The 20,479-nt window shown below is 70.9% G+C and carries 21 protein-coding genes and 1 pseudogene; 13 read left to right on the top strand and 9 right to left on the bottom strand.

What is annotated here, in order from left to right:
• Positions 1 to 53 precede the first annotated feature (53 nt).
• Entirely contained in the window at positions 54 to 902 is an 849-nt protein-coding gene (locus M878_RS79245; RefSeq protein ID WP_031226236.1) for a DUF4429 domain-containing protein, read from the top strand.
• Here the strand turns inward: M878_RS79245 and M878_RS79240 are convergent, their stop codons facing one another.
• Entirely contained in the window at positions 903 to 1,919 is a 1,017-nt protein-coding gene (locus tag M878_RS79240) for an aldo/keto reductase (protein WP_023551090.1), read from the bottom strand.
• The gene (locus M878_RS79235) at positions 1,916 to 2,380 is read right to left on the bottom strand and encodes a MerR family transcriptional regulator (protein ID WP_023551089.1); all 465 of its coding nucleotides are present in this window, start codon (positions 2,378 to 2,380) and stop codon (positions 1,916 to 1,918) included. Before M878_RS79235 ends, M878_RS79240 begins: the two co-directional genes overlap by 4 nt.
• A 97-nt stretch (positions 2,381 to 2,477) precedes the next feature.
• On the opposite strand from M878_RS79235, the gene M878_RS79230 reads away from it, so the two are divergent.
• On the top strand, positions 2,478 to 2,954 hold the full coding sequence (locus M878_RS79230; protein ID WP_031226233.1) for a GNAT family N-acetyltransferase: 477 nt from the start codon (positions 2,478 to 2,480) through the stop codon (positions 2,952 to 2,954).
• 19 nt (positions 2,955 to 2,973) lie between these two features.
• Positions 2,974 to 3,804: a serine hydrolase domain-containing protein gene (locus M878_RS79225; RefSeq protein WP_031226231.1), complete on the top strand. Its 831-nt coding sequence runs from the start codon at positions 2,974 to 2,976 to the stop codon at positions 3,802 to 3,804.
• Positions 3,805 to 3,831: 27 nt separating this feature from the next.
• Here M878_RS79225 and M878_RS79220 read toward each other — a convergent pair whose 3' ends face one another.
• The gene (locus M878_RS79220; RefSeq protein ID WP_031226230.1) at positions 3,832 to 4,485 is read right to left on the bottom strand and encodes a pirin family protein; all 654 of its coding nucleotides are present in this window, start codon (positions 4,483 to 4,485) and stop codon (positions 3,832 to 3,834) included.
• 96 nt (positions 4,486 to 4,581) lie between these two features.
• Between M878_RS79220 and M878_RS79215 the strand changes: the two genes are divergently transcribed.
• The 5 genes from M878_RS79215 to M878_RS79195 all read left to right on the top strand — a co-directional run bounded on the left by M878_RS79215 (position 4,582) and on the right by M878_RS79195 (position 9,559).
• Positions 4,582 to 5,799, top strand: a complete 1,218-nt coding sequence (locus M878_RS79215; protein WP_023551085.1) for a PucR family transcriptional regulator — start codon at positions 4,582 to 4,584, stop codon at positions 5,797 to 5,799.
• A gap of 89 nt (positions 5,800 to 5,888) precedes the next feature.
• The gene (locus tag M878_RS79210; protein WP_023551084.1) at positions 5,889 to 6,815 is read left to right on the top strand and encodes an ACP S-malonyltransferase; all 927 of its coding nucleotides are present in this window, start codon (positions 5,889 to 5,891) and stop codon (positions 6,813 to 6,815) included.
• Between the two features lie 10 nt (positions 6,816 to 6,825).
• A complete protein-coding gene (locus M878_RS79205; RefSeq protein WP_023551083.1) occupies positions 6,826 to 7,857 on the top strand; it encodes a ketoacyl-ACP synthase III in 1,032 nt (343 codons plus the stop codon).
• Between the two features lie 97 nt (positions 7,858 to 7,954).
• A complete protein-coding gene (locus M878_RS79200) occupies positions 7,955 to 8,203 on the top strand; it encodes an acyl carrier protein (protein ID WP_023551082.1) in 249 nt (82 codons plus the stop codon).
• Positions 8,204 to 8,287: 84 nt separating this feature from the next.
• The gene (locus tag M878_RS79195) at positions 8,288 to 9,559 is read left to right on the top strand and encodes a beta-ketoacyl-[acyl-carrier-protein] synthase family protein (protein ID WP_031226228.1); all 1,272 of its coding nucleotides are present in this window, start codon (positions 8,288 to 8,290) and stop codon (positions 9,557 to 9,559) included.
• A gap of 73 nt (positions 9,560 to 9,632) precedes the next feature.
• Here M878_RS79195 and M878_RS79190 read toward each other — a convergent pair whose 3' ends face one another.
• The gene (locus M878_RS79190; protein WP_031226227.1) at positions 9,633 to 10,127 is read right to left on the bottom strand and encodes a DUF3145 domain-containing protein; all 495 of its coding nucleotides are present in this window, start codon (positions 10,125 to 10,127) and stop codon (positions 9,633 to 9,635) included.
• Between the two features lie 265 nt (positions 10,128 to 10,392).
• On the opposite strand from M878_RS79190, the gene M878_RS79185 reads away from it, so the two are divergent.
• A complete protein-coding gene (locus M878_RS79185; protein WP_023551079.1) occupies positions 10,393 to 11,286 on the top strand; it encodes an SGNH/GDSL hydrolase family protein in 894 nt (297 codons plus the stop codon).
• A 26-nt stretch (positions 11,287 to 11,312) separates the two neighbouring features.
• Positions 11,313 to 12,287, top strand: a complete 975-nt coding sequence (locus tag M878_RS79180; RefSeq protein ID WP_023551078.1) for an aldose epimerase family protein — start codon at positions 11,313 to 11,315, stop codon at positions 12,285 to 12,287.
• 155 nt (positions 12,288 to 12,442) lie between these two features.
• Here the strand turns inward: M878_RS79180 and M878_RS79175 are convergent, their stop codons facing one another.
• On the bottom strand, positions 12,443 to 14,884 hold the full coding sequence (locus M878_RS79175; protein WP_023551077.1) for a beta-glucosidase H: 2,442 nt from the start codon (positions 14,882 to 14,884) through the stop codon (positions 12,443 to 12,445).
• Positions 14,885 to 15,035: 151 nt separating this feature from the next.
• On the opposite strand from M878_RS79175, the gene M878_RS79170 reads away from it, so the two are divergent.
• The gene (locus tag M878_RS79170) at positions 15,036 to 15,599 is read left to right on the top strand and encodes a TetR/AcrR family transcriptional regulator (protein ID WP_023551076.1); all 564 of its coding nucleotides are present in this window, start codon (positions 15,036 to 15,038) and stop codon (positions 15,597 to 15,599) included.
• A 99-nt stretch (positions 15,600 to 15,698) separates the two neighbouring features.
• Here M878_RS79170 and M878_RS79165 read toward each other — a convergent pair whose 3' ends face one another.
• Together M878_RS79165 and M878_RS79160 are read right to left on the bottom strand one after the other, a co-directional pair.
• The gene (locus tag M878_RS79165) at positions 15,699 to 16,487 is read right to left on the bottom strand and encodes an EI24 domain-containing protein (protein WP_031226226.1); all 789 of its coding nucleotides are present in this window, start codon (positions 16,485 to 16,487) and stop codon (positions 15,699 to 15,701) included.
• Between the two features lie 20 nt (positions 16,488 to 16,507).
• The gene (locus tag M878_RS79160) at positions 16,508 to 16,945 is read right to left on the bottom strand and encodes a MarR family winged helix-turn-helix transcriptional regulator (RefSeq protein ID WP_023551074.1); all 438 of its coding nucleotides are present in this window, start codon (positions 16,943 to 16,945) and stop codon (positions 16,508 to 16,510) included.
• Between the two features lie 88 nt (positions 16,946 to 17,033).
• On the opposite strand from M878_RS79160, the gene M878_RS79155 reads away from it, so the two are divergent.
• Together M878_RS79155 and M878_RS79150 are read left to right on the top strand one after the other, a co-directional pair.
• Positions 17,034 to 18,062, top strand: coding sequence for an NADP-dependent oxidoreductase (locus tag M878_RS79155; RefSeq protein ID WP_023551073.1), 1,029 nt, complete (start codon positions 17,034 to 17,036; stop codon positions 18,060 to 18,062).
• 105 nt (positions 18,063 to 18,167) lie between these two features.
• Positions 18,168 to 18,587 carry an organic hydroperoxide resistance protein gene (locus tag M878_RS79150; protein WP_023551072.1) on the top strand — a complete coding sequence of 140 codons (420 nt, stop codon included), beginning with the start codon at positions 18,168 to 18,170 and terminating at the stop codon, positions 18,585 to 18,587.
• An 83-nt stretch (positions 18,588 to 18,670) separates the two neighbouring features.
• On the opposite strand, the gene M878_RS79145 is transcribed toward M878_RS79150, so the two are convergent.
• Both M878_RS79145 and M878_RS79140 read right to left on the bottom strand, forming a co-directional pair.
• Complete coding sequence (locus M878_RS79145; RefSeq protein ID WP_023551071.1) at positions 18,671 to 19,822, bottom strand: EstA family serine hydrolase; 1,152 nt, start codon at positions 19,820 to 19,822, stop codon at positions 18,671 to 18,673.
• 190 nt (positions 19,823 to 20,012) lie between these two features.
• A pseudogene (locus M878_RS79140) lies at positions 20,013 to 20,479 on the bottom strand (SCO2400 family protein); the annotation flags it as partial.

Genomic DNA, 20,479 nt, shown 5'->3' with positions numbered 1-20,479 from the left:
TGCGGTCTGCGCGGGTGGCGACGGAGGAGCACGTGCCGCATACGATGAGCCGCATGGGTGACGTACTGGCGGGTTTTCATGCCGTCTGGGAGTTCGAGTCCGACTCCGTGCTCATCCGTTACGAACGGGGGATTCGAACACCGAAGTTGTTCCAGGCGCTCGGGGAGCGGCGTGTCCCGCTGTCCGCGGTCGAGGGCGTGACGCTCGAACCGGGCAAGCGCGGCACCGTCGTCCTGCGGTTGCTGCCGCGCGCCGGCGCCGATCCGCTGATGGAGGCGGCGGACGGGCAGCTGAAGGAGGGCTCCGATCCATATCGCCTGGTGCTGTCCGCCGAGCGGGAGACGCTCGCCGAGTACTACGCGGACGAGCTGAAGGGGCTGTTGACCGAGTCGGGGCCGGCCGACCGCCATCTGGTGGCCGCGCCCGAGGCGCCACTGCACTTCAAGGCCTACGACGGCAAGGCGAGCTTCGACGGTACGGCCGTGCAGTTCCGCTGGTCCTGGACGGGCGCGTCCTCGGCCAAGTGGAAAGCCGGCGACCAGAGCTTCTCCGTCGCCGATCTCAGCGGGGTGGAGTGGCGGTCGCCGGAGGTGTTCGAGGGGCATCTGCGGCTGATCAGGCGCTCGGCCGACTCGACGGCGGCCGTGCAGGCCGACCAGGATCCGGCGGCGCTGGTGTTCGGGCTGGGGTACGGGCCGGTGCACGAGTCGTTGCCGTTCGCCGCGGCGGTCTTGGCGGCGGTACGCACTCGGGGGCCGGTACCCGCGGTACCGGCCCCGTCCCGGAGGGACCCCGCCGACATCGCCGAACGGATCCGGCACCTCGGGGAGTTGCATCAGGCCGGGCTGGTCACCGACGAGGAGTTCTCCTCCAAGAAGGCCGAGCTGCTGGCAGAGCTGTAGTCACTCCCTGCCCGCAGAGGTGAAGGCCATGTCCGCGTACCTGTCGCCTGCCACCTTGGCCGCGATGGGCTCCAGTTGGGCGAGTTCCCCGGCGGTGAGGATGAGGGCGGTCGCCGCCACGTTCTCCGCCACGCGGTCCGGCTTGCGGGTGCCCGGGATCGGGACCACCGGGAGGGTGTCGATCGTGGCGCGCTGCTGTACCCAGGCCAGGGCGATCTGGCCGGGGGTGGCGTCGCGGGCCGCGGCGATCGTGCGCAGGGGCGCCAGGAGGGCCGCGTTGGAGTCCGCGTTGGCACCGGTGAAACGGGGCTGCTGACGGCGGAAGTCGTCGGCAGTGAGCTCCTGTTCGGCGTGGGTGAAGGAGCCGGTGAGGAAGCCGCGGCCGAGCGGGGAGTACGGCACCAGGGCGACGCCCAGGTCACGCGCGGCCGGTACGACCTTCGCCTCGATGTCCCGGCTGAACAGGGACCACTCCGACTGCACGGCCGCGATCGGGTGCACGGCGTGCGCGGCGCGCAGCTCGTCGGCGGTGACCTCGCTCAGCCCGAGGTGCTTGACCTTGCCCTCGCGGACCAGCTCCGCCATCGTGCCGACGCTCTCCTCGATAGGGACGTCCGGATCGCGGCGGTGCATGTAGTACAGGTCGATCGCGTCGACGTCGAGCCGCTTCAGGCTGGCCTCGACGGCCTGGCGGATGTACGGCGCGTCGTTGCGGATGATCCGCTTGGCCGGGTCGTCCTTCGGGATCGACAGGGCGAACTTGGTGGCGATGACCACCTCGTCGCGGTGCGCCTTGAAGAACGGGGACAGGAAGCGTTCGTTGTCCCCCTCGCCGTAGGCGTCCGCCGTGTCGTACAGCGTCACGCCCAGCTCCAGCGCGCGCTCCAGCGCGGCGCGCGCCTGGCCGGCGTCCGTGGGACCGTAGGCGAAGCTCATGCCCATGCAGCCGAGGCCCTGTACGCCGACCTGCGGTCCGTGCTCGCCGAGCCGTACGGCCGGAATCCTGGCTTCGGTCATCGCGTGGTCCCCTCCGTCGCGTAGAAACTGATCTTGCGGTCGAGTACGGCGAGTGTGTCCCGCAGTTCGGTGATCCTGTTCAGGACGTCCCGGCGGGTCGACTCCAGCAGTTCCCGTCGTTCCCCGTAGGTGCTCTCGCCCTCCCGGACCAGCTCCGCGTACCGGACCATGTCCGCCACCGGCATACCGGTCAGCCGCAGCTTGGTCACGAAGTCCAGCCAGTCCAGGTCCTGGTTGCTGTAGCGCCGCTGGCCGGTGTGCGAGCGGTCGACGTGCGGCATCAGGCCGATCCGCTCGTACCAGCGCAGGGTGTGCGCGGTCAGGCCGGTGAACACGACGACCTCGCTGATCGTGTAGCGGTCCTGGCCGTCGGGGCGTGGATGGCGTCTGGGCGGGGCGGAGCAGATGTCGGCGGGGGCCGTTCGTGCGGTGTCCGCTGGCGTGGTCTGCATCACCGTCATGGCCACAACGCTATGGGGTTGGAGTGCGCTCCAAGCAAGCGGATCCGGTAAGAAATCCGCAGGACGCGGGCTCGGGTGCGGGGTTAGCGTGCCGGGCATGAGTCTTGTGCGCCGGGCCCTGCCCGAGGATGCCGGTGAAGTGCTGCGGCTGCGGCAGATCATGATCGACGCGCTGTGGAGTGCGGGCGGCGGCGGTCCGACCGACTGGCATGCCGAGTCCCTGCCGACGCTGCGGGAGCGGCTCACCGCGGCCGACGGGGACTTCGCGGCCTTCGTCGTGGACCATCCGGACCGGCCGGGGGCGCTGGCCGCGCTGGTGGTCGGGACGCTGGAGTACCGGATCGGGAAGGCCGGCAATCCGCACGGGCGGGTGGGGCATGTGTTCAGCGTGGCGACCGACCCGGACGCCCGGCGCCGGGGATACGCGCGCGCGTGCATGGAGGAGCTGCTGGGCTGGTTCCGGGAGCGGGGCGCCGGGCATGTGCTGCTCAACGCCTCCCCGGAGGCCGAACCGCTGTACGCCTCGCTCGGCTTCACGCGTGACCCGGACCCGTCGATGCGGTTGCTGCTGTGAGCCGCATAGGCTCGGCACCATGTCGTTGAACAGTCTGACGAGCTTGGCGTCGATCGAGAACTGGCCCGTCCCCACCGCCGCGGCGGGCGTCGTACGTGCCGACGGGACCGTCCTCGGGACGCACGGACCCGTCGGGCACCGCTTTCCGCTCGCCTCGGTCACCAAGCCGCTGGCGGCCTACGCGGCGCTCGTCGCGTACGAGGAGGGCGCGATCGAGCTGGACGAGCTCGCCGGGCCGCCCGGTGCGACCGTCCGCCACCTGCTCGCGCACACCTCCGGGCTGGCCTTCGACGAGCACCGGGTGACGGCTCCGCCCGGGGAGCGGCGGCTGTACTCCAACGCCGGGTTCGAGCAGCTCGGCGACCACATCGCCAAGGCCACGGACATTCCCTTCGCGGAGTATCTGCGGCAGGCGGTGCTGGAGCCGCTGGAGATGACGTCCACGTCGCTGGCGGGCTCCCCGGCGAAGGACGGCGTGTCCACGGTGGCCGACCTGCTGCTGTTCGCGGCGGAGGTGCAGATGCCGCGGCTGCTGGATCCGCGGACGGTCGCGGAGGCGATGAGCGTGCAGTACCCGGGCACGAAGGGGGTGCTGCCGGGGTACGGGCACCAGAACCCCAACGACTGGGGGCTGGGGTTCGAGATCCGCGACTCCAAGTCACCGCACTGGACGGGCAGTTCGTCTTCCCCTCGTACCTTCGGTCACTTCGGGCAGTCCGGTACGTTCCTGTGGATCGACCCGGACGCGGGGGTGGCCGGGGTCACGCTGACGGACCGGGCGTTCGGGCCCTGGGCGATCGAGGCGTGGCCGGCCTTCACGGACGCGGTGCTCGCGGAGCTGCGCGGCTGAGGCCGGCCGGGGCCGGCCTCAGGCGGGTTACGCTCCCATCTCCCACATGAGCAGTTCCGCCGGCGTCTCCCCCACCGCCTCCAGCCCTTCCGGATGCGTAAGGCGGGCTGAATCGCCGGGTCCGAGGGTCTCCCCGGCCAGCGCGATCTCGCCCCGGACCATGTGGACGTACACGTGCGCCGCGTCCGGTACCGCCGTGCGCTCCCCCGCCGCCAGGCGGCGTACGTGCAGCATCGCGCCGGACTTCGGGACGGCGTACGGCGTGGAGTCGGCGATGCCCGGGATGATCTCGTACGACGGCACCCCGCCGGGGTCCCGCGGGGCCAGCCACATCTGGATGAAGGTGAGCGGCGACGATCCGTCGTTGCGTTCCACGTGGCGGACGCCCGCCGCCGAGCTGAGGCGCTGGACGTCGCCGGGGCGCACCCTTGTCTCATGGCCGGTGGAGTCGCGGTGGGTCAGCTCGCCCTCGACCACCCATGTGACGATCTCGGTGTGGCTGTGCGGGTGTTCGCCGAACCCGGCGCCGGGCGCGAGCCGCTCCTCGTTGCAGGCGATCACCGCACCGAAGCGCAGGTTGCCGGGGTCGTAGTGCGGGCCGAAGGAGAAGGCATGCCAGGACTCGATTCCGGCCTCGGGGTCACCCCCCGGGTAGCGCTCACCGGCGCGCCGTACGTCCATCACGCGCACCACCGTAGACCCGCGCGACAGCGCGCGGCCCCCTCACCCCTGACCCGGCGGCGCACGTCGGCGTCCGGATAAGGCAGTCTTGTCCCCGTGCCCGAACCCGAATCCCGCAGCAGCGAGCCGCACGCCGGTCACCACGCACACGACGTCCACCCGCACGCCGCGACCCTGAAGCGGCTGGAGAAGTCCTCCGGGTCCCTCGCCGCGCAGGCCATCGCGCGCATGGACGAGACCCTGCCGTGGTACCGGGCCATGCCCCCGGAGAACCGGTCCTGGATCGGGCTCGTGGCCCAGGCGGGCATCGCGGCCTTCACCGAGTGGTTCCGGCACCCCGAGGCCCCGCAGGCGATCTCCACCGACGTGTTTGGGACCGCGCCGCGCGAGCTGACCCGGGCCATCACGCTGCGGCAGACCGTGGAGATGGTGCGGACCACCATCGAGGTCATGGAGTCCGCCATCGATGAAGTGGCGGCTCCCGGGGACGAGGGCGTGCTGCGTGAGGCGCTGCTCGTCTACGCCCGGGAGATCGCCTTCGCCACCGCGCAGGTGTACGCCCAGGCCGCCGAGGCACGCGGTGCCTGGGACGCGCGGCTGGAGTCGCTGGTGGTCAACGCGGTGCTCAGCGGGGAGGCGGACGAAGGTGCCGTCAGCCGGGCCGCGGCGCTCGGGTGGAACTCACCCGAGCATGTGTGTGTCGTGCTCGGGACCGCGCCCGACGGGGACAGTGAGCTGACCGTCGAGGCCATTCGGCGGGCCGCCCGGCATGCCAAGCTGCAGGTGCTCACCGGGGTGCTCGGGGATCGGCTCGTCGTCATCGCGGGCGGCAGTTCCAATCCGCTCGCCGTCGCCAAGTCGCTGATCGGGCCCTTTGCCGCCGGGCCGGTGGTCGCGGGGCCCGTCGTACCGGATCTGCTGGCCGCCACGCGGTCGGCGCAGGCCGCCGCCGCGGGCCTCAAGGCGTGTTCCGCCTGGCAGGACGCGCCGCGGCCGGTGCTGGCGGACGATCTGCTGCCGGAGCGCGCGATCGCGGGCGATCCGAGCGCCCGCGAGCAACTGGTGGAGGAGATCTACAGACCACTGGAGGAGGCGGGCTCGGCGCTCCTTGAGACCCTGAGCGTCTACCTCGAGCAGGCGAGCAGCCTGGAGGGCGCCGCCCGGATGCTCTTCGTTCACCCGAACACCGTGCGCTACCGGCTCCGACGTGTGACTGACGTCACCGGCTGGTCGCCATCGGATGTACGATCCGCGTTCACACTGCGGATCGCGCTCATCCTCGGGCGTCTGGCCGACGGCGAGACCCCGGCATAGGGTTTTGTCGGGGGCCCACAAAAGCCCTTCGTGTTCTTCGTCCCTGTCCTCACGGGCGGCCATGGCCGTCCCCAAGAGAGAGTGTGAGAGTGCTCGTACTCGTCGCTCCCGGCCAGGGCGCCCAGACGCCCGGCTTCCTGACCCCCTGGCTGGATCTGCCCGGTGTCCAGGACCGTCTGCGTGACTGGTCCGCCGCCCTCGACCTAGACCTGTTGCACTACGGCACGAACGCCGACGCGGACGAGATCCGTGACACCGCGATCGCCCAGCCGCTGCTGGTCGCCGCCGGCCTCCTGTCCGGCGCGGCACTCGGTGACATCTCTGAGATCGCGCCGGCCGCGGTCGCCGGTCACAGCGTCGGTGAGATCACCGCCGCCGCCTTCACCGGCGTCCTGGACGACGTGGACGCCCTCCGTCTGGTCCGCAGGCGCGGGCTGGCGATGGCCGATGCCGCCGCGATCACCGAGACGGGCATGTCGGCGCTGCTCGGCGGCGACCCCGAGACCTCCGTGGCACACCTGGAGAAGCTGGGCCTGACCCCGGCGAACATCAACGGCGCGGGCCAGATCGTCGCCGCGGGCACACTGGAGCAGCTCGCCGCGCTGAACGAGGACAAGCCCGAGGGCGTCCGCAAGGTCGTCGCGCTGAAGGTCGCCGGCGCCTTCCACACCCGCCACATGGCTCCCGCCGTCGAGACGCTGGCCAAGGCCGCCGCGGAGCTGACGCCCGCCGACCCGAAGGTCACCTACGTCTCCAACAAGGACGGGCAGGCCGTCGCGACCGGCGCCGAGGTCCTGGAGCGGCTGGTCGGCCAGGTCGCCAACCCGGTGCGCTGGGACCTGTGCATGGAGACGTTCAAGGAGCTGGGCGTCACCGCGCTCATCGAGGTGTGCCCGGGCGGCACGCTGACCGGCCTGGCCAAGCGGGCGCTGCCCGGCGTCAAGACGCTGGCCCTGAAGACCCCCGACGATCTCGACGCGGCCCGTGAGCTCATCTCCGAGCACGCAGGTTCCTAAGGAGCCGTACATGGCGAAGATCAAGCCCAGCAAGGGCGCCCCGTATGCGCGCATCCTCGGCGTCGGCGGCTACCGGCCGACCCGGGTGGTGCCCAACGAGGTGATCCTGGAGAAGATCGACTCGTCCGACGAGTGGATCCGCTCTCGCTCCGGCATCGAGACCCGGCACTGGGCCGGTCCCGAGGAGACCGTGGCCGCGATGGCGATCGAGGCCTCCGGCAAGGCGATCGCGGACGCCGGTATCGGCGCCGAGCAGATCGGCGCGGTCGTCGTCTCGACCGTCTCGCACTTCAGCCAGACCCCGGCCGTCGCCACCGAGATCGCCGACAAGCTGGGCACCGACAAGGCCGCCGCCTTCGACATCTCGGCCGGCTGCGCGGGCTTCGGCTACGGCCTGACCCTCGCCAAGGGCATGGTGGTGGAAGGTTCCGCCGAGTACGTGCTCGTCATCGGCGTGGAGCGGCTGAGCGACCTGACCGACCTGGAGGACCGGGCCACGGCCTTCCTGTTCGGCGACGGCGCCGGCGCGGTCATCGTCGGCCCCTCGCGGGAGCCGGCCATCGGCCCGACCGTGTGGGGCTCCGAGGGCGACAAGGCCGAGACGATCAAGCAGACCATCCCCTGGAACCGGTTCCGGATCGGTGACCTCGGCGAGCTGCCCTTGGACAGCGAGGGCAACATCAAGTTCCCCGCCATCACGCAGGAAGGCCAGGCGGTGTTCCGCTGGGCCGTGTACGAGATGGCGAAGGTCGCCCAGCAGGCGCTGGACGCGGCCGGGATCAGCGCGGACGAACTCGACGTCTTCATCCCGCACCAGGCCAATGTGCGGATCATCGACTCGATGGTGAAGACTCTCAAACTGCCGGAGCATGTCACGGTCGCCCGGGACATCCGCACCACCGGCAACACCTCGGCCGCCTCGATTCCGCTCGCGATGGAGCGGCTCCTGGCGACCGGGGAGGCGAAGAGCGGTGACACCGCGCTCGTCATCGGATTCGGGGCGGGTCTCGTCTACGCCGCGACGGTCGTTACCCTCCCCTAGGCACTCCGTGCCGGATCTTGCGATCGGGCACGGCAGCAATCGCCACAAACCGTCTGAACATCGAAGACACCGAAGAAAACGAAGAAGGAGCGCCAACATGGCCGCCACTCAGGAAGAGATCGTCAAGGGTCTCGCCGAGATCGTGAACGAGATCGCTGGCATCCCGGTTGAGGACGTCCAGTTGGACAAGTCCTTCACCGACGACCTGGACGTCGACTCGCTGTCCATGGTCGAGGTCGTCGTCGCCGCCGAGGAGCGCTTCGACGTGAAGATCCCGGACGAGGACGTCAAGAACCTCAAGACCGTCGGCGACGCCACCTCCTACATCCTCAAGCACCAGGACTGAGCCACCCCTTAGGCCCAGGCTGCAAGGCCCCGCCACCCGGCGGTGGCGCCGTAGAATCCCGTATCCGTTGGAGAAAGAATTCCCGTGAGCCCGACCAATCGCACCGTGGTCGTCACCGGTATCGGCGCAACCACACCGCTGGGTGGCGACGCAGCCTCGACCTGGGAGGCCCTCATCGCCGGCACGTCCGGTGTCAAGCCTCTGGAGCAGGAGTGGGCGGCCGAGCAGGCCGTCCGTATCGCGGCCCCGATCGCCGTGGAGCCCACCGAGGTCATCCCGCGGCCGCAGGCCCGCAGGCTGGACCGTTCGGCGCAGTTCGCGCTGATCGCCGCTCAGGAGGCCTGGAAGGACGCGGGCTTCACCGCCAAGGCCGGGGAGGACGGCACCGTCGACCCGGACCGGCTCGGCGCCGTCATCGCCTCCGGCATCGGCGGCGTGACGACTCTGCTCGACCAGTACGACGTGCTCAAGGAGAAGGGCGTCCGCCGCGTCTCCCCGCACACCGTCCCCATGCTGATGCCGAACGGCCCCTCGGCCAACGTGGGCCTGCTCGTGGGCGCCCGCGCGGGCGTGCACACGCCGGTCTCCGCGTGCGCCTCGGGCGCCGAGGCCATCGGCTACGCCATCGAGATGATCCGCACCGGCCGCGCCGACGTCGTCGTCGCCGGCGGTACGGAGGCCGCCATCCACCCGCTGCCGATCGCCGCGTTCGGCAACATGATGGCGATGTCCAAGAACAACGAGAACCCGCAGGGTGCCTCTCGTCCCTACGACGTCGACCGCGACGGCTTCGTCCTCGGCGAGGGCGCGGGCGTGATCGTCCTGGAGTCCGCCGAGCACGCGGCCAAGCGCGGTGCGCGCGTCTACGCCGAGGCGGTCGGGCAGGGTGTCTCCGCCGACAGCCACGACATCGTGCAGCCGGAGCCCGAGGGCCGCGGCATCTCGCACGCACTGCAGAACCTGATGGACAACAACGACCTGGACCCGGCCGAGATCGTGCACGTCAACGCGCACGCCACCTCGACTCCGGCCGGTGACATCGCCGAGCTGAAGGCGCTGCGGAAGGTGTTCGGCGACGACGCGGACCACATGGCGGTCTCCGCGACCAAGTCGATGACCGGCCATCTGCTCGGTGGCGCGGGCGGCGTGGAGTCGGTCGCGACCGTGCTCGCGCTGTACCACCGGGTGGCGCCGCCGACGATCAACGTCGAGAACATCGACCCCGAGGCGGAGGCCAACGCCGATGTCGTCCGGGGCGAGGCCCGGAAGCTGCCCGTCGAGGGGCGCATCGCCGCGCTGAACGACTCGTTCGGCTTCGGCGGGCACAACGTGGTGCTGGCGTTCCGTAGCGTCTGAGAACGTGCGTGAGGGCCCCTGCCGGTCGGCGGGGGCCCTTTCTCGTACCCGGATACGCAAAGGCTACGGAACCTCACACCACCTGGTGCAGCCAGCGCACCGGCGCGCCCTCGCCCGCGTATCTGAAGGGCTCCAGTTCGTCGTCCCACGGCTTGCCCAGGAGCTTGGCGATCTCCGCTTCCAGGTCGGTCTCCTCGCGCTGAGCGCGGGTCAGGGCCGCCCGGAGGCGGTCCTCGGGGATCAGGATGTCGCCGTGGATGCCGGTGACGGCGTGGAAGATGCCCAGGTCGGGGGTGCAGCTGTAGCGCTCGCCCTCGGCGGTCGGGCAGGGCTCGGCGGTGACCTCGAAGCGCAGGAGGTGCCAACCGCGCAGCGCGGAGGCCAGCTTGGAGGCCGTACCGGCCTGGCCCTGCCAGGAGAACTCGGAGCGCCAGGTGCCGGGGGCCGCGGGCTGCCGGATCCAGTCGAGGCTGACGCGCGTGCCGAGCACCCCGGCGACGGCCCACTCGACGTGCGGGCACAGCGCGCGCGGCGCGGAGTGCACGTACAGAACTCCACGTGTCGTCACCGGAACCTCCGGGCAGAGCGGGACATCTTGCGGACTGGCTCGCGGCTGTGGCGCGACGGCCGCGTTGATGGCGAGGCTACCCTGCGGCGGTGCAAGGAGTGTGACGTACCGTCGGTCCCGCTGCCAGGAAACCTCTGCCATTCACCCAGGGGGACGCTTGTACGGGGGTGGTCCGTTCCAAGGCGCCCGGTCGGGAACCCTCGCACGTTGTTATGGGAGGAAGCACCCGGAACACCGGATTCGACGACGAGGGGATCACCAGGGGATGCGGAAGCGAAGCAGCCGTGGGCAGGCCGCTCTCGCCGTCGTGGCGGCCGCCGTGCTGGGCGTGGCCGGCTGTGACGCCGGGGGCGGGAGCTCGTCCGCGCCCAAAGGCGCCAAGGATCGCGCCTCCAGACCCGCGCCGCTGTGGAACCGCAGCCCGGCCTCGATCGCCGCGGTCGGCGACTCCATCACCCGCGGCTTCGACGCGTGCACGGTGCTGTCGGACTGCCCCGAGGTGTCGTGGGCGACGGGCAGTGACGCGAAGGTCGACAGCCTGGCGGTGCGGCTGCTCGGGGTCGCGGGCGCGGCGGAGCGCAGCTGGAACTACGCGGAGACCGGCGCCCGGGTGGCGGACCTGCCGGAGCAGATGTCCCAGGCGGCGGCGCGCGACCCGGACTTGGTGACGGTGATGGTGGGCGCGAACGACGCCTGCCGGTCCTCGGCGCGGGCGATGACCTCGGTGACCGATTTCCGAGCGGACTTCGAGGAGGCGATGCGCACGCTGCGTACGGCCCGGCCGAAGACGCAGGTGTACGTGGCGAGCGTGCCGAACCTGAAGCGGCTGTGGTCCGAGGGGCGCACCAATCCGCTGGGCAAGCAGGTGTGGAAGCTCGGCATCTGCCCGTCGATGCTGTCCGACGCGGACGATCTGACCAGCGCGGCCGTGGTGCGCCGGGCCAAGGTGCAGCAGCGGGTGGTGGAGTACAACAAGGTGCTGAAGGAGGTCTGCGCCAAGGACCGCCGCTGCCGCTTCGACGGAGGCGCGGTCTACGCCTACCGCTTCGACACGGACCAGCTCAGCCACTGGGACTGGTTCCATCCCAGCAAGGACGGCCAGGCCCGGCTCGCGGCGATCGCGTACCGGACGATCACCGCGGCCCGTCCGGTTGCGTAGGACACCGGTCGCCTACTGTTTTCCAGATGAGCGAACTTTTCGGCACACTTTCCGACGGCACCGAGGTCCATCGCTGGACGCTGGAGCGCGCCGGGACGCGGGTGGAGGTCCTGACGTACGGCGGGATCGTGCGATCGGTGCGGGTGCCGGACCGGGAGGGCCGGACGGCCGACGTCGTGCTGGGCTTCGCCGGCCTGGACGGCTACCTCGCGCACCCGGAGCCGTACTTCGGCGCCCTGGTCGGCCGATACGCCAACCGGATCGCGCACGCCCGCTTCCCGCTGGACGGCGCTGTCTACGCCCTGGAGCCGAACAGCGGCCCGAACTCCCTGCACGGCGGCGGGCACGGTTTCGACAAACGGGTGTGGGCGGCTGAGCCCGCCGGGCAGCACGGGGTGCGGCTGCACCGGGTGAGCCCGCACGGGGAGGAGGGCTTCCCGGGCCGGGTCGAGGTGTCGGCGACGTACTCGCTGGACGCGGCCGGAGCGCTGCGGATCGCCTACGAGGCGGTCACGGACGCGCCGACGGTGATCAACCTCACCAACCACAGCTACTTCAACCTGGCCGGCTCGGGTCATGCGGGCGGGCATGAACTGCGGCTCGCCGCCTCCTGTTTCACCCCGGTCGACGCGGACCTGATTCCGACGGGGGTCCTGGCGGACGTGACCGGCTCCCGGTTCGACTTCCGTACGTCCCGCAAGGTCGGCTCGGGCTACGACCACAACTTCGTCCTGGACAAGGGCGTCACCGCCGCCCCGCAGGAGGTCGCCGAACTCCACGACCCGGCCTCCGGCCGCACTCTGACGGTGTCGACGACCGAACCGGGTCTCCAGCTGTACACGGCCGAGCATCTCGGCGAGCCGTTCGCGCCGGGCGACGGCATCGCCCTGGAGACCCAGCACTTCCCGGACTCCCCGAACCGGCCCGAGTTCCCGGGCACGGTGCTGCGGCCGGGGAAGGTCTACCGTTCGGAGACGGTGTACGCCTTCTCGACACGCTGAGCGGCAACGCCCCAAGGGAGCACGGGGCTGTGCCTGATATGCGGCTACCGCCGCGATGGGGGTACCCCTGCGGCGGATACGGCTGCTGCTGCCATGAGCCCCGGTCCAGGGGTCAGGTCCCGGACCGGGGCTGCTCGTGGGGGACTTGTCCCGGATCAGACGTTAATAGGCGCGCTGAGCCTGCGGTCCTCGATCGAGCGTCCGGCGGCGATCTCGTACGAACCCTTCACAAACGCCCATGCCTTCGCCTTCTCGTCCCAGATCTCGAAGGCGCGGCGGGGCAGGGCGACGGTCACCTCGACGCTCTCGCCGGGAGCGGCCTCGGCGGAGGCGAAGCCGGCCAGCAGCCGGGCCGGGCGCTCGGGGTCGGGCTCGGCCGGGGAGACGTAGACCTGGACGACCTCACGGCCCGGTCGCGCGCCGGTGTTGCGCAGGCGGATCCGCGCGGTGCTGCCGTCGGTCTCCAGGGACTCGTAGGTCCAGTCGGTGTAGCCGAGGCCGTGGCCGAAGGGATACGCCGGGGTGCGACCGGCCTTCTCCCAGGCACGGTATCCGATGAACACGCCTTCGGTGTACGGCAGTTCGCCGTCCGTCGGGGTGACCTGGGTGACCGGGGCGTCGGCGAGGGAGCCCCAGGTGGTGGGGAGCCGGCCGCCGGGCTCATGGGCGCCGGTCAGGACGTCGGCGAGGGCGGCGCCGCCCTCCTGACCGGGGAACCAGCCGAGCAGGACGGCGGCCACGTCCTCGCGCCAGGGCAGTTCCACCGGAGAGCCGGAGTTGACGACCACGACCGTGTTGCGGTTGGCGGCGGCGACCGCGCGGACCAGGTCGTCCTGGCGGCCGGGGAGCCTCAGGTCCGTACGGTCGAAGCCCTCGGACTCGACGCGGTCGGTGGTGGCGACCATGACGACGGCCGTGTCGGCGTTGCGCGCCGCCTCGACGGCCTCGGCGATCAGCTCGTCGGGGTCGCGCTGCGGGGCGGAGTGGGCGAGCGCGAAGGTGATGACCTTCATGGGGATGTCGTCGGGGAGCCGGACGACGTAGGTGAGGGAGACGTCGACCGGTTCGCCGGCGGTGAGTTCGACCTGGGCGCGGGGTACGGGGGCGCCGAAGAAGGCCTCGAAGGGGTCGTCCTTGTCGGGGCGCTGGACGTCGTCGTAGTACGTCGTCCCGTCGACGGTGAGGGTGAAGGCGCCCATGCCCTTGATGCCGAAGGTGTGCGGGCCGGACTCGCGGGGGGTGAAGGTGCCGGTCAGCTCGACGGTGTGGAGGACGTCGTAGGTGACGCCGTCGGGGAGGTCCGAACCCATCCACTGGATCAGCCCGCCCGGGGCGGACCGGGTGCCGATGACGGTGCCGTCGGCGTTCCGGCAGACGGCCTTGAGCGTGAATCCCCGGTCGGCGACGGCGAGTTCGGTGGCCGGGTCGGCGCCGACGGCGTAGGTGAGGGTGCCTTCGGGGAGGGCGGCGGTGAGGCCGTCCAGCGGGGAGACGATCCGGGCCGGGAAGACAGTGGCGGAGCCGCCCCCGAGGACGCGGGCGTCACGGGCGGCGGCGCCGATCAGAGCCACCGTGCCGTTCGGCTTCAGGGGCAGGGCGGCGTTCTCGTTGCGGACGAGGACGAAGGAGCGGCGGGCGATCTCACGGGCGAGGGCCTCGCCGTCGACAGGAGCGGGCGGTTCGGCCACGACGGGTTCGGCACCGTCGAGGATCCCGGCGCGGGCGGCGAGCCGCAGCACGCGTCGTACGGCGGCGTCGACGGTGGCCTCGGCGACCTCGCCGTCCCGGACGGCTTGTGCGAGGGCGGCGCCGTAGACGGTCCGGGGACCGGGCATGGTGACATCCAGACCCCCGTTGATGGCGCCGACGGTGTCCCGGGCGGCCATCCAGTCGGAGACGTTGAACCCGTCGAAGCCCCACTCACCGCGCAGGACTTCGTTGACCAGGTGGTGGTGCTCGGTCATCGTCGTGCCGTTGACCCTGTTGTAGGCGGTCATGACGCCCCAGGGACGGGCGTTCTCGACGATGGCCTCGAAGGGGGCCAGATACAGCTCGCGCAGGGCGCGTTCGGAGACCAGGTTGTTCACGGTGAAGCGGTCGGTCTCGGCGTCGTTGGCGACGAAGTGCTTGACGGTGGTGCCGACTCCGCCGGACTGGACGCCGGTGACATAGCCGCTGCCGATCGCCCCGGTCAGATACGGGTCCTCGCTGTAGCACTCGAAGTGCCGGCCGCCGAGCGGGGAGCGGTGCAGGTTGACCGTGGGCGCGAGCAGCACATGGACACCCTTGCGCCGGGCTTCCTGGGCGAGCAGCACGCCTGCCCGGCGGGCGAGTTCGGGGTCCCAGGTGGCGGCGAGCGCGGTCGGCGAGGGCAGGGCGACAGAGGGGTCGTCCGCGGTCCAGCGCACACCCCGTACCCCGATCGGGCCGTCGGACATCACGAGAGACTTCAGGCCGATCTCGGGCAGGGCGGGCAGGGTCCACATGTCCTGCCCGGCCAGCAGCCGCGCCTTGGCGTCCAGGTCGAGCGTGCCGAGAGCGGCCTCGACGACCGCCTCGCGGGCCGTGTCGGCCGGGGTGGGCTGGGATCCCGCCATCGGGTGTCTCCTCGCTGAAGTCCGTTGCAGTCCGTTGCAGTCCATGCAGTCCGTGCAGGTGCCTTCCATCGTGCATCCGCTACCTGTAGAGCGGTAGGTTTCGTTATGTTGCCGTTATGTTCAGAGGGAGGGGATGCCGTAGGTTGATGTCATGAACGCGAGGGTCAGGAGCGAGGAACGGCGGGCGGAGATCGTCGGGGCCGCGCTGGAGGTGATCGCCGAGCGCGGTTACCGGGGGGCGAGCCTGGCCGCCGTGGCCGAGCGCGTCGGTCTCACCCAGCAGGGACTCCTGCACTACTTCCCCACCAAGGACGCGCTACTGGTGGCCGTGCTGCAGGAGCGGGACCGGTGGGACGCCGTGCCGGACACGCAATGGCGGGTGGACCTGCTGGCCTCGCTGGTGGAGTACAACGCGATGCGCCCGGCGATCATCCAGACCTTCTCGGCGCTGCTCGGGGAGAGCGTGACGGAGGATCATCCGGCGCGGGGGTACTTCAGGGAGCGGTACGCCCGTGTCCGGGAGTCCATGGCGACGGTGCTGCGCACCGAGTACGGCAACCGCTTGCCGAACGGCCTCACTCCCGAGCGGACCGCTCCCCTGCTCGTCGCGGTGATGGACGGGTTGCAGTATCAGTGGCTCTTGGATCCCGAGTCCGTCGACATGCCTGGTGCGTTCCGGGACTTCCTACGACTGTTGGGCGAGCCGGTGGACTGAGGGGCCCCGGGCTGTGGCTGGGGCTGAGGCGCTTACCGGCGCTGGCAGGGTGCCGCTGCCTGTGGGACGCGTGCCGCACTGCGGCACGACTGCCCGCAGCTACGGCACGGTGTCGCCGGCGTCGGACGCCGAGTCGTCCCCGGCGCCCTCCCCCAGCAGCTCGCGCGTCAGCAGTGTCGCGCCCGCGACCGCCCCCGGCATCAGGAACACCGCGGCGAAGGGGATGAGGAAGGCCAGGGCGAGAGGGGTGCCGAAGCCCCAGGTCAGGGGTTTGCGGGTGCGGAGGAGGGTGAGGCGGGGGCGTAGTTCGATGCCGCGGCGCTGGAGGGCGACGGCGGCCAGTTCCTCGGTGAGGAAGAAGCCGGTGACGAAGAAGCCGAGCACCGGGACGGCGGTCTGGCCGACGAAGGGAAGGAAGCCGAGGACGAAGAGCAGCACGCCCCACAGCGCGGCCCGCACCAGGACGCGCAGGCTGTCCCGGGCCGAGATCCACAGGTCGCGCCAGAGCGGCAACGAGGACTGCGGGGCGGTGCCGTCGGGCGAGACGTCGGCGTCGACCTTCTCCGACAGGTGCTCGTAGAAGGGCTGGCCGACCAGCAGGGTGACCGCCGTGAACGTCAGGACCGACAGCAGCAGGCCCAGGGCGAAGAGGACAGCGGTCAGAAATCCGCGGAACAGGCCCTGCCAGGGGCTGGACCAGTCGTCCGCGAACGGGGTCGCCCAGGTGACCGCGTCCTCGCCCCATACCGCGAGCGCGACCAGTGCCGCCGCGTAGAGGACCAGGGCGATCAGACCGGGCAGCAGCCCGAAGCCGTACTGACGGCCGTGCCGGGCCATCCAGCGCTGACCCTCCAGCAGACAACGGAATCCCACCCCAAGATCGCTCATCGGGAAAACTTTACCGACGCTCAGCCGGCCAGCATGCGGCGCAGCAGATCACGCAGGGAGCTGCGCTCCTCCGCCGAGAGGCCGGCGAGCGGCTCACGGGCGAAATGCAGGCCTTCGCGCAGGTCACGGGCGACACTCAGGCCCTCTTCGGTGGCGGCGGCCACCTTCACCCGGCGGTCCGCCGGGTCGGGACGGCGCTCGACCAGCCCTCGGGACTCCAGTCGGTCCACTATCCCGGTGACGTTCGACGGCTCGCACTTCAGCTTGTGCGCCAGCTTCCGCATCGGCAGCGGCTCCACCGAGAGCAGGCTGAGCAGCCGGGCCTGCGGTCCGGTCAGCGCGTGCTCGCCCGCCGCCTCCTCGTAGTCCGCGTAGAAGCGGGCCACGACGTCCCCGATGAGTTCGACGACCTCCATCGTGAGGGCGTCGGGGCGGTGGGTCTTCGGTGGTGTGGCCATACCCGCCAGGATACCCGCTTACTTGACATCCTGAAATATTGAAGCGCATGGTTGTTTCAGGTTCTGAAGTAATAGGAAAGGCGTCGCCATGATCAACCGCGAGTGGCACCTGCTCAGCCGCCCCGTCGGCTGGCCCAAGCCCGAGGACTTCGCTCTCGTCGAGACCCCGGTCCCGACCCCCGGTGAGGGCCAGGTGCTGGTGCGCAACAAGTACCTCTCCGTCGACCCGTACATGCGCGGCCGCATGAGCGCCGCGAAGTCGTACGCCGCCCCCTTCGAGCTGGGCAAGGTCATGCAGGGCGGCGCGGTCGGCGAGGTGATCGAGTCCAACGCCGACGGCATCGAGGCCGGCGACCACGTCCTGCACTTCTTCGGCTGGCGCGAGTACGCGGCCCTGGACGCGAAGCACGCCGTCAAGGTGGGCCCGACGGCCACGCCGTCCGCGAAGGCCGAGATGCAGGACGTGCCGCTGTCGGCGTACCTCGGCGTCCTCGGCATGACCGGCCTGACCGCCTACGCCGGCCTGCTGCGCACCGCCTCCTTCAAGGAGGGCGACATCGTGTTCGTCTCCGGCGCCGCGGGCGCCGTGGGCAGCGAGGTCGGCCAGCTCGCCAAGCTGCTGGGCGCCTCGCGGGTCATCGGCTCGGCCGGCTCCGACGAGAAGGTCAAGCTGCTGGTCGAGGAGTACGGCTTCGACGCCGCGTTCAACTACAAGAACGGCCCGGTCGCCGAGCAGCTGCGCGAGGCCGCGCCCGACGGCATCGACGTCTACTTCGACAACGTCGGCGGGGACCATCTGGAGGCGGCCATCGGGTCGCTCCGCGAGGGTGGCCGTATCGCCATCTGCGGCATGATCTCGGTCTACAACAACACCGAGCCCGCGCCCGGTCCGCGGAACCTCGCCCGGCTGATCCAGACCCGGGGCCGCATGGAGGGCTTCCTGGTCGGCGACCACTACGACCTGCAGCCGGAGTTCGTCCGGAAGGTCGCGCCGTGGGTCGCCTCGGGCGAGCTGAAGTACCGCGAGACCGTCGTCGAGGGCATCGAGAACAACCTGGAGGCGTTCCTCGGGGTCCTGCGCGGCGACAACATCGGAAAGATGATCGTCAAGCTCTGAAGCCCGGCGGTCTTCCCCGTTGTTTCCGGCATGCGGTAACTTCTTTCCGAAATCCGTCGTCGATCGTGGGCGCGAGTCGCGGCGGACCGAGGAGGAAGAAACCGCATGCCCATCACGCAGTCCGATGTCCTGTACACCGCCGTCGCCACCGCCGAGAACGGCCGTGACGGCCGGGTCGCCACGGATGACGGCCGACTCGACGTCGTAGTCAACCCGCCGAAGGAGATGGGCGGCAGCGGGTCCGGGACCAACCCGGAGCAGCTGTTCGCCGCGGGGTACTCCGCCTGCTTCCAGGGGGCGCTGGGCGTTGTCGCCCGGGCCGAGGGGGCCGATGTCTCCGGGTCGGCCGTCACCGCGAAGGTCGGTATCGGCAAGAACGACGACGGTTTCGGGATCATCGTGGAGATCTCGGCGAGCATTCCGAACGTTTCCGCCGAGGTGGCTCGGGAGCTGGTCGAGAAGGCGCACCAGGTGTGCCCGTACTCGAAGGCGACGCGGGGGAACATCACCGTGACGCTGGTCTGACAAGCCTCGTTTCAGACTGTGGAGGCCGCACCCTTGGACGTGGGGTGCGGTCTCTTTTCTGGCCGGGGCGGGTGCCGCGCCCCTCAGGGTGCCAGCGCCGCACGGTGTACCGAGCGCACGAACCTTTCGTTCTCCGGTGCCGCTCCGCCCGGGAACGCCATCCGTCGGCGTGTGTAGCCGTAGGCCAGGCCGCTGCGCGGGTCCGCGAAGGCCTGGCTGCCGCCTGCGCCGCTGTGTCCGAAGGTGCCGGCGCCCAGGATCGGGTGCCACATGTCCGCGGTCGCCTGGAAGCCCAGGCCGTACGACTTGTGGGCGCGGGCCACCAGGTCGTAGCCCACGGAGTGGATCTGGCCCACCTCGGCCACCGTGTCCGGCTTCAGCAGGGGCGGCCGCTCGTCCAGTTCGCTGATCGCCGCCGCGTACATCGTCGCGAGCCCCCGTGCGGAGGCGACGCCGCCCGCCGATGCCGGGCCCTTGGCCCGTACGAGGCGGGAGTTGGCGTAGTCCGCCAGGGTGCCCGGCTCCGGGACGTGGGTGTTGAAGGCGATCGAGCTCAGGGTGTGCGGGCCGGTCGGCTCGGCTGCCAGCACGGCCTGCTGCTCGGGGGCCGGGAGCATCGGCTGCACCGAGCGGAAGCGGGGTTCCTCGGACTCGGGCAGGCCGAGGAAGAAGTCCGTCCCGTACGGCGCGCGCACCCGCTCCTCGTAGACCTCCTGGAGTGTGTGGCCCGTGGCCCGGCGGACCACCTCTCCGGTGAGCGCGCCGATGACCAGCGCGTGATAGCCGAAGGCGGTTCCCGGGCGCCAGAACGGCTTCTGGTCGGCGAGCCGTTCGGCCATCGCGCGGTCGTCGGCCATCTCCTCGGCGGAGAACCCGGCGTCGATCCCGACGAGGCCCGCCCGGTGTGCCAGCAGCTCCCGGAGGGTCACCGCGCCCTTGCCCTCGGCGCCGAACTCCGGCCAGTAGTACGTCACTTTGCGGTCCAGCTCCAGCGTGCCGTCCTGCACCAGGAGCGCGACCACCAGGTGCGCGGCTCCCTTGGTGGACGAGAACACGCCGTACAGCGAGTCCGCCTCAGCGCCCGCCCACAGGTCGACGACCCGCCGCCCGCGCACATAGGCGCACAACTGGCCCTCGTAGTCCTCGCGTTCCCCGGCCACGAAGGCGGCGAACTCCTCGCGCACCGTCTCGAAGCCCTCGGCGACCGCGCCGTGGACGGTGATCTGCTGCGTCATCCGCTCTCCTCAACTGAGCCGCTCTCGCTGCTCCCCCTCAGCACAACGCCCGTTCCCGCTCCGGACGTTCCCGAGACCGGTACGGCGCGATGTACCTGTTCGACTCAACCACCGCGAGCGCCTCGGGGTGTCATCACTTCCCCGGATGGCGGATGGCGCGGGGTGGCGCGCGGACGGCGCACGGCAGGGCTCAGGTGCACCACCAGAGGAATGGGGTGCAGGTCTTCGTGGGAGAGGGCCTCGGGGACGGAGCGGATGTCGTCGGGGCGCTGGACGGGGTGTGGGCCGGACGGGACGTGGGCGGGGGCACCGGGGCCTGGGGGGTGGTGCCGGAGCCCGTCGTGGCGGCCTGCCGCGTCGTGCCGGTTTCCTTGGCGGACGGCGACTTGGAGTGCTTGTCCTTCGGGGACTTGGTGGCGGAGCCCGAGGCGTCCGGGGAGGCGGAGCCGGAGGCGCCCCGGTTCGCGCCGGAGGTGTCGGAGGCCGGGTCGGCCGTCGTACCGGGGGACGCGGAGGACGTGCCGCCGTCGGCCGCGGTGCCCACCGGCGTGCCCGGCTGTCCGCCGGAGAAGGGCGAGAAGGGTGCGTCCGTGCCGAGTTCGGCCAGGCTGAGACCGCTCGCGGCCAGTATGAAGCCAGCGGTGAGCACGACGGTAC

The organism is Streptomyces roseochromogenus subsp. oscitans DS 12.976 (assembly GCF_000497445.1).
Taxonomy (GTDB): domain Bacteria; phylum Actinomycetota; class Actinomycetes; order Streptomycetales; family Streptomycetaceae; genus Streptomyces; species Streptomyces oscitans.
This window is presented reverse-complemented; position numbering and strand designations above follow the sequence as displayed.